At 72.0% G+C, this 14,867-nt stretch carries 15 protein-coding genes; 5 read left to right on the top strand and 10 right to left on the bottom strand.

Translation table 11 applies throughout. From position 1 onward, the window contains the following. The first annotated feature begins 110 nt into the window (after positions 1-110). Complete coding sequence (locus tag OG928_RS37195; RefSeq protein WP_331766409.1) at positions 111-1,526, top strand: AMP-binding protein; 1,416 nt, start codon at positions 111-113, stop codon at positions 1,524-1,526. Then, positions 1,523-2,440 (top strand): hypothetical protein, encoded by a 918-nt coding sequence (locus tag OG928_RS37190; RefSeq protein ID WP_331766408.1) that lies wholly within the window; start codon positions 1,523-1,525, stop codon positions 2,438-2,440. Before OG928_RS37195 ends, OG928_RS37190 begins: the two co-directional genes overlap by 4 nt. Here OG928_RS37190 and OG928_RS37185 read toward each other — a convergent pair. From OG928_RS37185 to OG928_RS37170, 4 genes are all read right to left on the bottom strand, one after another. After that, positions 2,407-3,561 (bottom strand): tryptophan 7-halogenase, encoded by a 1,155-nt coding sequence (locus tag OG928_RS37185; protein ID WP_331766407.1) that lies wholly within the window; start codon positions 3,559-3,561, stop codon positions 2,407-2,409. The two genes, OG928_RS37190 and OG928_RS37185, sit on opposite strands and share 34 nt — an antisense overlap. Continuing rightward, positions 3,558-5,492, bottom strand: coding sequence for a LodA/GoxA family CTQ-dependent oxidase (locus tag OG928_RS37180; RefSeq protein ID WP_331766406.1), 1,935 nt, complete (start codon positions 5,490-5,492; stop codon positions 3,558-3,560). Before OG928_RS37180 ends, OG928_RS37185 begins: the two co-directional genes overlap by 4 nt. Before the next feature lie 166 nt (positions 5,493-5,658). Further along, a complete protein-coding gene (locus OG928_RS37175) occupies positions 5,659-6,870 on the bottom strand; it encodes a histidine kinase (protein WP_331766405.1) in 1,212 nt (403 codons plus the stop codon). A 69-nt stretch (positions 6,871-6,939) separates the two neighbouring features. Further along, positions 6,940-8,952, bottom strand: a complete 2,013-nt coding sequence (locus OG928_RS37170; protein ID WP_331768247.1) for an MMPL family transporter — start codon at positions 8,950-8,952, stop codon at positions 6,940-6,942. 388 nt (positions 8,953-9,340) lie between these two features. On the opposite strand from OG928_RS37170, the gene uppS reads away from it, so the two are divergent. Next, complete coding sequence (gene uppS / locus OG928_RS37165) at positions 9,341-10,120, top strand: polyprenyl diphosphate synthase (protein WP_331766404.1); 780 nt, start codon at positions 9,341-9,343, stop codon at positions 10,118-10,120. 25 nt (positions 10,121-10,145) lie between these two features. On the opposite strand, the gene OG928_RS37160 is transcribed toward uppS, so the two are convergent. The 3 genes from OG928_RS37160 to OG928_RS37150 form a co-directional block, all read right to left on the bottom strand. Continuing rightward, the gene (locus tag OG928_RS37160; protein WP_331766403.1) at positions 10,146-10,277 is read right to left on the bottom strand and encodes a hypothetical protein; all 132 of its coding nucleotides are present in this window, start codon (positions 10,275-10,277) and stop codon (positions 10,146-10,148) included. Positions 10,278-10,463: 186 nt separating this feature from the next. Further along, positions 10,464-11,327 (bottom strand): chitosanase, encoded by an 864-nt coding sequence (locus OG928_RS37155; RefSeq protein ID WP_331766402.1) that lies wholly within the window; start codon positions 11,325-11,327, stop codon positions 10,464-10,466. 222 nt (positions 11,328-11,549) lie between these two features. Then, on the bottom strand, positions 11,550-11,687 hold the full coding sequence (locus tag OG928_RS37150; protein WP_331766401.1) for a hypothetical protein: 138 nt from the start codon (positions 11,685-11,687) through the stop codon (positions 11,550-11,552). Between the two features lie 75 nt (positions 11,688-11,762). Between OG928_RS37150 and OG928_RS37145 the strand changes: the two genes are divergently transcribed. Further along, positions 11,763-11,960: an MbtH family protein gene (locus OG928_RS37145; protein ID WP_331766400.1), complete on the top strand. Its 198-nt coding sequence runs from the start codon at positions 11,763-11,765 to the stop codon at positions 11,958-11,960. Positions 11,961-12,009: 49 nt separating this feature from the next. Here OG928_RS37145 and OG928_RS37140 read toward each other — a convergent pair whose 3' ends face one another. Continuing rightward, the gene (locus tag OG928_RS37140; RefSeq protein WP_331766399.1) at positions 12,010-12,585 is read right to left on the bottom strand and encodes a Uma2 family endonuclease; all 576 of its coding nucleotides are present in this window, start codon (positions 12,583-12,585) and stop codon (positions 12,010-12,012) included. A 256-nt stretch (positions 12,586-12,841) separates the two neighbouring features. After that, positions 12,842-13,174: a putative quinol monooxygenase gene (locus tag OG928_RS37135; protein ID WP_331766398.1), complete on the bottom strand. Its 333-nt coding sequence runs from the start codon at positions 13,172-13,174 to the stop codon at positions 12,842-12,844. Between the two features lie 110 nt (positions 13,175-13,284). On the opposite strand from OG928_RS37135, the gene OG928_RS37130 reads away from it, so the two are divergent. Then, positions 13,285-13,617: a helix-turn-helix domain-containing protein gene (locus OG928_RS37130; RefSeq protein ID WP_331766397.1), complete on the top strand. Its 333-nt coding sequence runs from the start codon at positions 13,285-13,287 to the stop codon at positions 13,615-13,617. Between the two features lie 132 nt (positions 13,618-13,749). On the opposite strand, the gene OG928_RS37125 is transcribed toward OG928_RS37130, so the two are convergent. After that, entirely contained in the window at positions 13,750-14,811 is a 1,062-nt protein-coding gene (locus OG928_RS37125) for a PHP domain-containing protein (RefSeq protein WP_331766396.1), read from the bottom strand. Between the last annotated feature and the right edge of the window lie 56 nt (positions 14,812-14,867).

The raw sequence follows: 14,867 nt of genomic DNA, 5'->3' as shown, positions 1-14,867 counted from the left end.
GGTTCCATGGCCGCCGTGCTGTTCTCCAACTGCCCCAGCTAGTAGCGGCGCCGGGGTGGGCGGCGTGCGGCCGCCCGCCCCGGCACTTCAGCGAGATCGGGGGAGGATTCATGTTCGACGCGGGTATCCGGCAGCTTCGGTTGGCGCTGGCGACGGTGCTCGGCCGGCCGATCGACGTGCGCTCCGCCGAGAAGCTGGTCGGCGACGCACTGGCGACACTCGCCGAATTCGGGTCTCCGGGCGAGGACGTCGAGCAGCTGCTGCGCGGCGCCGCCGCCGACCCGCAGATGCGCGAGGACCTGACCAACAAGGCGCTGCGACGCACCGCCAAGCGGCTCGCGGAGAAGTCGGTCTTCTACGCGGAACACTTCGAGGCATGTGGTGCGGACCTCGGCAAGCTCGCCATCGACACGGTCGGCGCGATTCCGGTCACCACCAAGACGGACCTGGTCAAGCGCGCCGCCGACTTCCTGTGCAGTGAGCCGTTCCTCGCCTCTCGCACCACCGGGACCACCGGCCGGCCGGCGGAGGTCTGGTACTCGCGGTACGAGGAACAGCTGTGGCCCGCCCTGGTGACCCTGTCCCAGGTGCTGCGCGGCAACATCCGCACCACCGACCTGATGCAGTTCAACGTGAGTTCGCGCGCGACCGGCACGGCGTACGCCGAGATGCAGGTGGCCCGGATGGGTGGCGCGGCGATCCGCATGGTGGGACTCGTACCGCCCGCCGAGACGCTCGACCTCACCGTCGGCACCGGCGCGAGCGCACCGACGCTCATGGTCACCTACCCCAGCTATCTGGGCCAGTTGATCACGCTGGCCCGCGCCCGCGGCCTCGGCCCGGCCGACTTCCGGCTGCGGACCATCAACGTCGGCAGCGAATGCCTCTCGCCCGCCCTCGCGGCCGCCGCGGCGGAGACCTTCGGCGCCCGGATCCGCGACGGCTACGGCATGACCGAACTGACCCCCGTGTCCGGCGGGATCTGCGACCAACGCCACCTGCACATCGACGCCAACATCGGCCTGATCGAGGTGTGCGACCTGGACACCGGCGAGCCCGCGGCCCCCGGCGAACTGGGCACGATCGTGGCGACTCCCTTCTATCCGTACCGCGAATGCATGCCCGTCTTCCGCTACGACACCCGGGACCTGGTGAGACAGCTGTCCGGTGAACCGCTGACCTGCGACATGGCGAGCGTGCCCGCCACCTCGCACGTGCTCGGCAAGGCCGACCACGTGCTGCGCACCCGCGAGCGGGTGGTGACGCCGCGCGATGTCATCGAGATCCTCGACGTCCTGCCCGGCATCGAGTGGCCGGTGCGCTACCGGGCCGGCGTCGTCGACGGAGGGTTGCGGATCGAACTGCCGCGCGCACAGGCCTCCGGCTGGGACCGTGCCGATCTGGTCGCCCGCTTCGCCGCCGCGGGCATCGACGCCCGCGTCGACGTCGTGGACGTCGACGGACGCGAACTCCGGCGCTACCGCTGCGACCTGGTCGAGAACAGCTTCTCCGGGACCGCCGCGTGAGCGCCGGCCAGCACGTCTTCTTCGTCCTGGTGACGCTGGGCATCTCGGTGGGCGTGGCGGTCGCCGGCGTCGTCTTCTTCCGCAACATCGTCCTGCCCCGACCGGCCGTCGGCGCCTTCAACGGCAACGACATGGTCGTCATGATGGCCTTCGTCGTGGTCCTGCCGTTCCTGTACCTGGGACTGCCCGGCTGGCTGCTGCCGGGCGTGCTCGGGCTCACCCTGATCGGCGGCCTCGCCGTCACGTACGGCTCGGTGGTCCGGCCCGGCTGGCTGCGCTGGCTGCTCCTGCTCGGGCTGATCGCCGCCGACTGGGTCACCGCCCGCTCCGCCGAGGACTCGCCCACGGACGCGACGCCCTACTGGATCGTCAACAGCGTGCTGATCATGCTGATGGCGGTCGGCGCGGCCAACCTCAACGCCCAGGGCGGACTCCGGCTGCGGCACGTGTCCCGCTTCGCGCTCGCGCTCGCCGTGTACGACATCTTCTTCGCCACCGTGATCCCGCTGACCCAGAAGCTGTTCGACGCGCTCCAGGGCTACGCCTTCGCGCCCTCGGTCGGCATCCGCACCGGCGACCTCGGCGCGGTGGTGGGCATGGGCGACCTGCTGGTGTACGCGCTCTACACCACCGTCGCCTACAAGTCGTACGGGCGACCGGGATTCCTCACCGCGCTCGGTCTGGTCGCCGTGTTCGGCGGGCTGTTGCCGCCGCTTACGCCGCTGATCGTCGAGGCGATCACCGGGGACCTGCCGACCGTGATCCCGGCACAGATCTTCTTCGGCCCGGCCTGCTTCGTCGGCTACCTCGTGCTGCGCCGGCGCGGCCCCGAGCGCCGGATGATCGAGGTCCGGCCGCCCGCGCCGGCTCCCGAGACGGCTCAGCTCCCGACCGCGAGCGTGTCGAACGCGTAGCCGGCGCGCGGGAGTTGCCGGCGCCGCCAAAAGGGCCGGTCGGACCAGCGCCGCTCCAGCGCGTACGCGTCGCGGTGGTTGCGCCGGTAGACGCCGACCACCTCCGCGACGCGGGCCCGGTAGTCGTCGAGGGCGGTCGATCGGCCGCGCAGGCAGGCGTGCGCGGTGTCGCCGGCGGTCAGGCCGGTGTACAGCGCGGTCAGGATGCCCTGCGAGGACACCGGATCGAACGCGGCGGCCGCGTCGCCGACGGCGATCCAGCCCGGCCCGCACACCGAGTCCAGGTGGGCGCCGTGCGCGGCGGCGCGGCGCGGGAGCAGGGCCGCGGGGAACGGGTGCGCCGCGGCGCGGGCGGCGACGTGCGCGGTGCCCGCGAGGAGGTCGCGAAAGGATCCGGGATCGCCGGCGCGGGCGCCCGGCAGGTCGGCGTCGGTGAAGTGCGCGATCAGGCGCCGGCCGGCGGGCAGCGGCGCCGTGTACCACCAGCCGGCCGCGGTCGATTCCACCAGCGTGCCGGGCGCGGTGTCCGCGTCGCCCGCCGGCAGGGTCACGTGCACGGCCACGAGCGCGTCGTGGGTGCGTCGGCGGGCACCGCCGGGCCCGCCGGCGATCGCCGCGCGCCGCCCGGTGGCGTCCACGATCCACTCGCACACCACGACGCCGCGCCGACCGGCCCGGCCCAGCGGCACCGACCACGCGCCATCCGACCGGCGCAGCGGCGCGCCCACCGGGGTCCCCTCGACGACCTCCGCACCGGCCGCGCGGGCGCACGCGCGCAGTCGGCCGTCGAACAGCGGCCGATCCAGGTGCAGTCCGGGGCCGTGCGGGTCCTCGATGCTCGTCACCGACGCCAGGAGCGGCGAGCCCCACGCCGATCGGGTGACATGGCAGGGCAGATGCCCGGGGCCGGGCACCCGGTCGGCGACGCCCAGGTCGGCGAGGAGCGTCCCGGCGGCGGCCGGCAGCGCCTCGCCGACCGCGAGCGGGCCGCTGCCGGCATCGGCGAGCAGCACCGAACGGCCCGCCCGGGCCAGCGTGATCGCCGCCGCCGCGCCGGCCGGCCCGCCGCCGGCGACCACGACGTCGTAGCGCCGCCGACGGGGACCCGGCCCCTCGGTCACGGCGTGTCCAGGTAGGGGTCGATGTTGTCGACGTACCCCACGGTGACGTCGGACGTGGTGTGACCGGTCATCCGGGCCACGTGCGCGGTGTCCGCGTCGGTCGGCTCCGCCACGTGCACGTTCACCAGGTTGTTGGTGTCGGTGCCTTGGTCCAACGGCGCCGCGGGCGGCGACTCCACCTGGAGCAGGTCCGGGAACCGGCCGTCGCCCACGGTGTAGGGGCGCACCTCGACGATGCCGAGTTTGTACCAGCCCTCGACCATCTGTCGGCGCTGCTCCTGGGGGGTGGTCCCGGTGAGCCCGCGCAGCCACACGGCGCGGTTGGCGAACGCGGCGTCGCGGTCCGCCGCGTCCGGGCGGTTGACCGTGTCGTAGTCGCTCTGCTTGAGCACGTGGTTGGGCACCCGCGCGGGCCAGAACGTCGGCACGTACGGGTCGTAGCGCGGCCCGAGCCCCGCCTGCGACTCGTAGCCGGCCCGACAGCCCGCGGTGTCGGTCTGCCAGGGGACCGCCATCCACCGGCTCAGGTCGCCCGGCCCCTGCGCGTGCAGCGGACCGGTCGCCGCCAGTGCCGCGTCCGGGGTGAGCGTGTCGCCGTAGTCGGGGTCGGGCGCGCCGGCGGCGCGGTGCTTGACGCGGAACGGCTCGGCGAACATCGACGCGTGCCGGATCGGCCAGGTCACCTCGATCCCCGGGTGGAACGCGTCGGCCACGCAGAAGTCCAACGCGGCCCGATCCAACAGCGCGGGGCGCGCGCCGAGTTCGGCGTCGTCGAGCTCGTGCGGGTAGCCGGCGAACGGGGTGGGGTCGAAGTCGCCCTTCGACCACGCGAGCAGCATCCTGTCCTGGGTGGGAGACAGCGTCATGTTCTGCCGCACCGTCCGCGGCACGCTCGCCATGCCGTCGCCGTACAGCCACGGCCACGGCATCGGCGACTTGCCGTCGCGCCCGTAGTCGCGCAGCGAGGTGTACACCTGCCGGCGCAGCTCCAGGTTCCGGGCCGCCGGACTGGACAGCCGGGCCAGCGTCTCGGGCGCCAGGAAGTGGTCGGCTCCGCCCCAGCCGAACCGCGCCGCGAATCCGGCGTTGACCCACTGGAGTTCACAGAAGCGACGCAGGATCGGTTCGATGTGCGCGCCGAAGGAGACCCGGGCGGGAAACGGCAGCGAGCCGGCCGTGACGAACACGTCGAAGAGCAGGTCGTAGAGCGTGCGCACGGTGCGCACGTCGGGGGCGAAGTTGGGCGGCGCGACCACCACCCACGCGGGATCCACCGGGATCGCGACGCCGTCGATGGTGACCTTCGCGGTGACCGGCCCGTCGGAGATGTCGTCGTACCAACCGGAGTTGTTGGTGACCGAGGACAGCGGCGCGTGGTCGGGGGAGCCCGAGGTGCCGTGTCCGCCGAGGACCACCAGGCGGCCCCGCTCGTCGGTACGCATCTCGCCCAACGCGACATCGACCCGGCCGAGGAACCGGCCGCCGGTGAACGGCACCGGGGTGCGGGTCGTGGCGGCGATGGTCTTGCGACCCGGGTCGATCACGAGCGTGCGGCGGTCGGTGACCGTCGGGTTGCGCCGCACCGACGGCTTGGCCGCCGGGTCGCGGGAATCGGGGATGTCCAGCGGCAGGTGGAACTCGTACCACCCGGCCTTGCGGTTCGCCACCTGCACGCCCCACTCCACGGCGGTGTTCGGGTCGGCGGTGGTGATCTCGCGCACCACCCGCCCGTCGGCGGCGTGGCCGTAGAGCCGGAATCGCGCCGCCTGGCGCTTGATCGCGCCGTCCGCGTCCTTGTGGAAGCCCGGGGGCGGCACTCGGGGGTTCGGTGTCTCCGGGGCGTAGTACCAGCCGTCGGGCCGCGTGCTGTTGCCCACGCGCGCGATGCCGATGGCCGGGTGGATCCGCACTTTGACAATCCGGTCGCTCACGGCGTTCCCCTTGCTGTCGTCGCTCGTTCGATCCGCTTCGCAGTGCTTCGATCCGCGCGCGGGTGTCGGCCACGATCCCGGCGGACCGCGCGCGTTGGGTCCACGCTTGCCAATGTGGGTCGAGCGGCACAAGGAGCCGGTCGGGTGAGTCTGCCCCGATGTGGATTCAGGCGTGGCCCTCCAGCGGGGTGGTGCGCGCGTGCAACGGCAGGACCGCGGCCACCTCGAAGCCCCCGGGTTGCCGCGGGCCCGCGAGCAGGGTGCCGCCGACGCTGCGGGCCCGTTCGCGCAGGCCGATCAGGCCGAAGCCGGATCCGGAGGTGTTGGCGGTGGGTCGGCCCTCGTCGGTGACGGTGACGTGCAGCGCGCCGTCGCGGGTGCGGACGGTGACCGCGGCCCGGGCGTCGGGGCCCGCGTGCCGGACCGAATTCGTCAGTGCCTCCTGGACGATGCGGTAGGCGGCGGCCGCGACCGCGGGCGGGATCGGCACCTCGGACCCGGTGTCGAGGGTGAGGTCCGCGCCCGCGGCGCCGACCAGGTCGGGCAGCGAGGTCAGGTCCGGCAGCGGGCCGCCGCCGTCGCCGTGCCGCAGGACCTCCAACGTGGTGCGCACCTCGGCGCGGGCGTCGCGGCAGGTGTCGGCGATGTCGTCGAGGGTCTTGGCCAGACCGGCCCGGTCGAACCGGTCGGGGTCGGCGGTCAGCAGGTGCGCGGCCACCGAGGCGCGCACGCCGATCAGCGTGATGGAGTGCGCGAGCAGGTCGTGCAGATCGCGGGCGATCCGCAGCCGCTCCTCGGCGACCCGACGCGCGGCCTCCTCCTCGCGGGTGCGTTCGGCGCGTTCGGCGCGCTCCACCGTGGCGATCACGAGCCGGCGCCAGACGCGGACGTTCGCGCCCGCGATCAGCACGGCGACGATCCAGCCGGCGATCCGCAGGGTGTTCAGCGGGTCGTCCCCGCCCGTGGCCAGGTTCGCGCACACCGTGCCACCGATCACGGCGACGCCGGTGAGTACCGTACGGCGGGCCCGCCCGGTCGCCGCGACCGTGTACAGCATGATCATCGAGCCCGGGATCGGCGCGAAGTGGGTGTATCCCAGGGCGTGATACGGGCCGATGAAGGCGATCATGACCGACAGTGCGGCCAGGGGACGGGTTCGTCGCCGGATCAGCGGCACCTGGCCGCCGAGCAGGAGCGCCCAGCCGAGCGCGTCGGGTCGGCTGCCGTCGCGAACGGCCAGTCCCAGCAGGGTGGAGAGGACCATCAGGGCGCCGGTGAGCACGACGTCGTTGCGCAGGGCGTGCGGTGCCTGGGCGGGGTCTCGGTTCAGCGCGGCGAGGGCGCGCCCGCCGGGGCTCGCGCGCGGGGTGTGTTCCACGGTCACATCCTCCGACAGGGGCGCCCCTTCGGAACGAAGGGGCGCCGGATCGCGATGGCGGCGAATCCGCTACGCGGACGTCGACGGTGTCTCGACGGGTCGGCTCAGCCGGCCCGGCCACCACACCTTGCGCCCCAGCAGCAGCGACGCCGAGGTGACCAGATAGGTGCGGACGACGAACGTGTCGAGCAGCACTCCGATGGCGATCACGAAGCCCAGTTCGGCCAGTTGCACCATCGGCATGTTCATCAGCACCGAGAACGTCGCGGCCAGCACGATGCCCGCCGAGGTGATCACCCCGCCCGTGGAGCGCAGCGCGCCCAGCGTCGCCGCCTCGGGTGCCGCCCCCGCCAGGGCCTCCTCGCGCATGCGGTGCATCAGGAAGATGCCGTAGTCGACACCGAGCGCGACCAGGAAGACGAAGGACAACAGGCCCAATCCCGGATCGGTGCCCTCGAAGCCGAACAGCGAGCCGAAGATCAGACCGCCGATGCCCAGCGCCGCGCCCCACACCGCGACGACCGCGGCGACCAGGATCAGCGGCGCGATGAGACTCCGCAGCAGCACGATCAGGATCAGCAGGACCGCGACCAGGACGATCGGGATGACCACCAACCGGTCCCGCGCGTTGGTGTCCCGCAGGTCGAGCTGTTGCGCGCTGGGGCCGCCGACGTAGGAGCCGTCGAGCGCGGCGCGCAGACTCTTGATCGTGGCGGTCTCCGCGGCCGATTCCGGTGCGGCGGTGGTGGTGACCGAGAACTCGGTCCAGCCGTCCCCGGTGCGGCCGGGCTCGACCGCGACCACGCCGGGGGTGGTGCGGGCCGCGGCCTGGGCCTGCTCGGCCCGGTCGGTCGGCGAGAGCACCGTGATCGGCTGGCTGCTCAGGTCGGGGTACGCCTTGTTGAGGGTCTCCATCGCGGCGATCGACTCCGGCTTGGAGGTGAAGCTGTCCTCCTGCTTGAGGCCGCCGGGCAGGTTGAACACGCCCAGCGACAAGGCGCCGAGCAGCACCACGCCACCGACCAGGACCGCCACCGGCCGGCGGCCGACCGATTCGCCGATGGCGGCGAACATCCCGCGCCGGCGCCGTGGTTCGCTTCCGTACGCGGGCACGAGCGGCCAGAACACCCGGCGGCCGAGCAGGACGAGCACGGCGGGCAGCAGGGTCAGCATCGCGAACAGCGCGCACAGCACGCCCACCGCGGCGGCCGGTCCCATTCCCCGGCTGCTGTTGAGATCCGCGGCCAGCAGGCACAACATCCCGATCGCGACGGTGCCGGCCGAGGCCACGATCGCGGGCGCGCACTTGCGCACGGCGATGAGCATCGCGTCGTACGGGCGCTCGATCCGGGCGAGTTCCTCCCGGTAGCGGGCCACCAGGAGCAGCGCGTAGTCCGTACCCACGCCGAAGACGAGGATCGTCATCACGCCGGAGCTCTGGCCGCTGACGGTCAGGCCGAAGGCCCGGTTCAGGCCGTAGGTGACGGCCATCGACAGCACGTCCGCCGCGCCCGCGGCCAGCAGCGGCAACAGCCACAGGGTCGGGCTGCGGTAGATCAGGATCAGCAGGATCGCGACCACCAGGACCGTGGTGTACAGCAGCGGCCCGCCCAACGCGTCGTAGACCTTCGAGGCGTCGGTGTCGTACGCGCCGGGCCCGCCCACCTCGACCCGCAGTCCGTCGCTGCTCGCGGCGACCTCGCGCACGGAGTCGACGAACGCGTTCCTGGCCTCCTCGTCCTGGCCGGGCTCGGTGCTGGTGACCGGGTACATCAGCGACGTGCCGTCCCGCGACGGGACGGCCTCCGGCGCGGTCGGGCCGGTGAGCCGGTGCGAGCGGGCGATCTCGGCGATCTGCTCCTGCGCCGTGGTCCGGTCGGCGGCGGAGAGACCGCCGTCGCGGTGGTAGACGATCACCAGGTCGGTGGACTCGCCGCCGGGCAGCCGGTCCTGGATTCGCGCGACCTGGGTGGAGTCGGCGTTGTTGGGCAGGTAGTCGACGACCCCGTCGCGCTGGACGTCGGCGAGCTTGCCGGACAGCGGTACCGCCACGGCCAGGAGCCCGATCCACAGCGCCAGCATCAGCCACGGCAGCGCGCGGCCGGTGCGACGACGCCCCGCGGGCGCCGCTTCGGGCGGTGCTTCGGGCGGTGCCGCGGGCGGTGCGACGCCCGGCGGCGTCTCGTTCGTTGCGGCCCTCATCAGGGGGCTCCCCTCTCGGCGGTGGATGGATCACGTCCATCGTCACGGCGCCGCGAGGCCCGTTCTTCGGCCACAGGATCGACATCCCCGTTACTCCCCCGGGGGCGATGTCGCACCGGTTGATCCCCGGGGAGTAACGCGAACGCGGCGGGTAGGCGTCGGGAGCGGCGTGGCGAGTCGGCATCGGGGAGCGACGCGGCGGACAATCTTCACCGAATCTCCGCAGATTCCACCGCGGACCCCCACGTCGGACTGATTGGCTCGCCCCATGCTCCGATCCCTGCGCCACGCCGTGTACGGCCTCTACACCCGTCGGCTGCGCGCCCGCCTGGGTGGGGCGGTACTCCCGCGCCACGTGGCCATGGTGATGGACGGCAACCGCCGGTGGGCCCGCGAGATGGGCTTCGAGAACCCCAGCGTCGGGCACCGATACGGCGCCGAGCACGTGGACGAGGTGCTCGGCTGGTGTGTGGCCTCGGGCATCACCCGCGTCACGATCTTCCTCGCGTCCACCGACAACCTGCGCAAGCGCCCGGCCGGCGAGGTCGAGTTCCTGACCCGGGTCATCGAGGAGGTGGTCGCCGAGCGGCTGTCGCGCCCCACGAACCCCTGGCGACTGCACCTGGCGGGCCGCCTCGACGGCCTGCCCGACTCGACCCGCGAGACGTTGAAGCTCGCCGCCGACGCCACGCGCGAGCGGCGCGGCTTCGACCTGACGGTCGCGGTCGGCTACGACGGGCGCGACGAGATCGTCGACGCCATCCGCTCGCTCCTCGACCACGAGGCCCGCGCCGGCGCGTCCCTGGCCGACATCGCCGTGCGGCTGACCGCCGACGACATCGCGGCCCACCTGTACACCAGCGGGCAACCCGACCCCGACCTGGTGATCCGCACCAGCGGCGAGATGCGCACGTCCGGCTTCCTGCTGTGGCAGGCGGCTTACTCGGAGCTGTACTTCTGCGACGTCAACTGGCCCGACTTCCGCGAGGTCGACTTCCTCCGGGCACTGCGCTCCTACGCGGCCCGCACGCGCAGATTCGGCGCGTGACGCGCATTCCGAGCACGCCCCCTTCTCAGTCCGGGATCGCGTCCGTGGTCAGGCATTCCAGCAGGGCGAGTACCTCGGCCGGCGGGTAGGCGTCACCGGCGATCGCGTGGTGCAACTCGATGCCGTCGACCGCGGCGTGGACCAACTCGGCGAACACGCGCGCCAGTTGATCGCTCGTGCCGGCCAGGACGCGCGCCGGTGGGGCATCGGGTGGCGCCCGTTGTCGACCCGTCGTCCCGTCGTCCCGTCGTCCCGTCGTCCCGTCGACCCGCCGACCGGCCGAACCGGACGCCGGCCTCGAAGCGGGGGATCGTTCGCTTCGGGGCCGGCGTCGGATCGTGGGCTAGCTGTTGATCGAGTAGCTGTCCCCGTAGACCTTCCACTTCAGCGGCGGGTCGAGGGCGAGGTTGCCGTTGCGCAGGAAGACCCGCTGGGCGGTGTCGACGCGGCTGGTGTCGCTGTGCGCGTCCTCGTGCTTCATCGCGACCTTGCGGGCGTCCAGGAACGCGTTGAGGTACGTGGTCTGGTTGCCGCCCTGGGCCGGCGTCTTGGCCTTCTTCAGCGCGTTCTTGCGGATCGAGCCGAAGCTGTCCCGGTCGTCGCCGTTGCCGTGCATGACGATGGCGTCGTAGTAGATGAACTGGCCCAGCGCGTCGAGGCCGTCCGCCTTGGCCCGGGACAGTGCCGGGTTGAAGTACACGCGATCGCGTTCGTCGTCCTGCGCCTTGCGGAACGCGGAGTCGCCGGCGGCCTTGGCCCAGTCCCGCTCGAACGGTGCGCCCAGACCGGCGTGCGAGGGCGTGCCGTTGACCTTGCGCAGCGCGGGCAGGTACTTCGCCAACACGTTGCCGGGCTTGCGGGCGGTGTACAGCTCGACGAGGTCCAGCATGTCGCCGGTCCCGGAACAGAATCCGATGATGCCGGCGGTGTAGCCGCGATCGTCGTCGATGTCCTCGATGTACTTGTACTGCGCCTTCCAGTCCAGCGAGGAATTCTCCGCGCTGGCCACGATCTGCATCGCGATGTCCTTCTTGTGCGGGTCGTCCAGGTCGACGCCCGCCGCCGCGAGGGCGCCGGCCGTGGTCGGCCCCGACTGCCCCGCCCCGTTGTGCGCGGCCTGGGCCAGGGGGGCGGGCAGGGCGACCAGGAGACCGGCCGCGACGAGCAGGGTGAGGCGCTTGTGGGGGAGTCCGGTGGGTCGGTGCACGTGCGTCTCCGTTCCGGCCGCGGACGGCCAATCTCGGGTTGCTCGGTGCCGGCCTTTCGTTAGGAAAGTTTCCTAACTGGGCTTGAGCTGTATTCAAGCACTCCCGGGCGGCGTCGCCAAGAGGCGGACGCGAGAAGGGAGTTGGCATACGACGGATGGCCCCGAAGCGGATCGGGGCGGTGAACGCGCGTCGATCGAGAGCCGGCCCGGGAAGCCCGCTGGTCAGCCCGCAGTGCCGGGGGTCACTCGGGAGCCGCGGCAGGCATTCGGCGGCAGCGCGCCGCCCACGTTGAACGCGGCCGTCGCGAACGCCCCGGCCAACGTCGGCGCGTCGGCCGCCGGGTGGAACACCTGCGGCATCGAAGAACGCCGTATGCGGGTACACGCGAACCCAATGCCGAACCACAAGCTGTCCGAACCGAAACCGGAGGCGGTATGAACCCCGACGAGGAGCGCTACCGGGTAGTGCTCAACGACGAAGAGCAGTACTCCGTATGGCCGGCCGACCGCCGACTCCCGGCGGGTTGGCACGAAGCCGGCTTCACCGGCACCCGCCCGGAGTGCCTGGCCCACATCGACGAATCCTGGACCGACACGCGCCCCCGCAACCTCCGCCTGGCCATGGACACCTGACGACCCCCGCCGGCGGGCCCGAACAGGGCTCGCCGGCGGTCCGCCGGTCTCAGCGAACCCAGCCGAACAGGGCGTCTGTCTCGAGCGTGAGGTCGACAGGGGCCGGGAGATGGACGGGCTTGCCGAAGGGGCGCGTGACAATGGTGATGTAGGCACCATCGGCGGGGTCGCAATACACGACGGTCTCGCCGCGGTCACGGTCGATCAGGAGATACAGCGGGATGCCGGTCTCGGCATACGCGCGGGGCTTGTCCTCGCGATCGCGGCGGTCGGTATCCGGGTCGAAGGAGGTGACTTCGACGACCATGAGCACCGCCGCGGGGTCGGCCCATTCGCCGTGGCCGGCGAAGCTGCCCTCGGGTGCGAGCGTGCAATCGGGGCGCGCCCGACCGTTTCGGTACTGCTCGATGGTCAGGCCGCGTTCGGGATACAGCGAGAGTTCCGGCCGCCGCCGTACGAACTCCTTGAGCAGCCACACGACAATCTCGTCGTGGCCGCCGTCGGGCATCGCCTTTACCCCTACCCTGCCGCCGACGAGTTCCAGTTTTACCGATTCGGCGGTGTCGCGGGCGATGCCCTCGAACTCCTCGACGGGCATGCCTACGCGTGCGGTCGCCGTGGTCACGGGTGGCCTCCGTCCTGGCTCGCGTCGCGTCATGTCTCCATGATTTGCCGCCGACCGCGCATCGGGCCATCACCCGAGCAGATGCGCTGCCGTCGAATCGACCGTACGCATGTGCCTGCGGCCCCGGCGCCAATCCGGACGGGATGCACCCGAACGGGTGTCGGCAGATCTCCGGCACCTTCGCGGTCGCCTCACGCTGCGACTGATCCATCTCCGGAAGCCAGTGCGGCGCCGCCCCGGACGGGTGTCGGTCGGGTCAGTGGTCTTGCCGGGGCGGGGGGCTCTGGGGGTAGGGGCTGCGCATGTCGAGGAAGTGGATTTCGAGGTCGGATTCGAGGTAGTCCATTCGGCTTTCCCAGAAGGCCTTCATGTGTGGCAGTTGCAGGTGGGCGTCCAGGTCTGCCTGGGAGCGCCATGCCTCGTAGAAGACGAACGTGCTCGGGTCGTCGCGGTCGGCGTGGAAGTGGTACTGGAGGCAGCCCGCCTCGCGGCGGGTGGGTTCGACGAACGAGAGCAGCAGGTCGGCGAGTTCGGCCGCGCGCTCGGGCTTGGGGTGGGCGAAGCCGACCAGGGTGAATGGCTGGGTCATGGGACTGCCCCTTTCTCGGATTCGGCTCGAAGGTAAGGCAATGGTCGTACCTGGCGACCGTAGCGAGCGGTCAGGTACGATGCAAGTCGTACCTACTGGAGGGGCGTGTGATGACCGAGGTCGACGGCGGGCCGACTGCGGCGGAGATGGAGCTGGGCAAGGTGCTCTCCGCGCTCGCCGATCCGTTGCGTCGCAAGGTGGTCAGGGAGTTGATCGCCGAGCCCGACGGCACGGATCGCTCGTGTGTCTCGTTCGGCCTGCCGGTGACGAAGGCGACCCGTACCCACCACTTTCGCGTCCTGCGCGAGGCCGGCCTGATCAACCACGTCGATCGCGGCAACAGCCGCACCGCAGCCCTACGCCGGGCCGACATCGAGCACCGATTCCCCGGCCTGCTGGCCATCATCGCCGCCGAACCGCAGGCGCCGCCCCCCACGGGCTGAGCGGTTCGGCGTCACGTTCGGCGAGGCTGCCGGACCGTTGCGGACGGCCATCGGCAGCCGTCATGCCCTGGAGAACCGTTGAAGCTGCCCATACTCGTGATCCGGTGACGGGTGTCTCATAGGCACACGGCCCTACTCGGATTGTGGGTGGTTGTGGGTCCGGGCCAGCAGGGCGGAGGCTTCCCAGGTGGTGATGATGCGGTCCTGCGGGACCTCGCATTGTTCGGCTCGGGTGCAGCCGTACTGTTGCCAGTCGAGTTGGCCGGGGGCGTGGGCGTCGGTGTCGATGGCGAAGAGGGTGCCGGCGGCCAGTGCTTGGCGCAGGAGGCGTAGTGGGGGGTCCGAGCGTTCGGGGCGGCAGTTGATTTCGACGGCCGTGTCGGATTCGGCGCAGGCGGCGAACACGGCCTCGGCGTCGAAGGTGGATTCCGGGCGCTCCTTGCCCTGGATCAGCCGGCCGGTGCAGTGGCCGAGGATGTCCACGAGCGGGTTGCGGACGGCGGTGACCAGGCGGCGGGTCATGGCGGGGGCGTCCATGCGCAGCTTGGAGTGGACCGAGGCGACCACCACGTCCAGGCGCGCGAGCAGTTCGGGGTCCTGGTCGAGCGAGCCGTCGTCGAGGATGTCGCACTCGATGCCGGTCAGCAGTCGGAACGGGGCGAGTTCGGCGGCCAGTTCGGCCACGACGTCCAGTTGCGCGTGCAGGCGCTCCGCGGTCAGGCCCCGGGCCACCGTCAGGCGCGGCGAGTGGTCGGTGAGCACCACCCAGGCGTGGCCGAGGTCGTGGGCCGTCTCGGCCATCAGTCGGATGGGGCTGCCGCCGTCGGACCAGTCCGAGTGCATGTGGCAGTCCCCGCGCTGCGCGGCGAGCAACGTCTCGCCGCCCTGGGTCAGCGGCCCGAACCGCGCTTCGAGGTCGGCGAGGTACGCGGGCACCGTGCCGGCCCGGGCCTGCTCGATCACGTCGGCGGTCTTGGGCCCGATCCCCTTGAGGTCGCGGAGCGTGTGGTGCTCGATGCGCCGGCGCAGCTCCTCCGGGCCCAGCTCCGCGATCACGACGGCCGCGGCGCGGAACGCCTTGACCCGATAGGTGGGTGCCTGGTCGCGTTCGAGCAGGAAGGCGATCCGCTCCAGCGCGGCCACCGGCTCGGGCGCGGAGGCGGCATGGGCCCGGGCGGTGCGTCGTTCGGCCATGGGAGGACTGTGGCCGCGCCGGCGCGCGCTAAACCGCACGGCCGGCACCGGGCGGG

It is taken from the genome of Embleya sp. NBC_00896, from assembly GCF_045207785.1.
In the GTDB taxonomy this organism is placed as follows: Bacteria; Actinomycetota; Actinomycetes; order Streptomycetales; family Streptomycetaceae; genus Embleya.
This window is presented reverse-complemented; position numbering and strand designations above follow the sequence as displayed.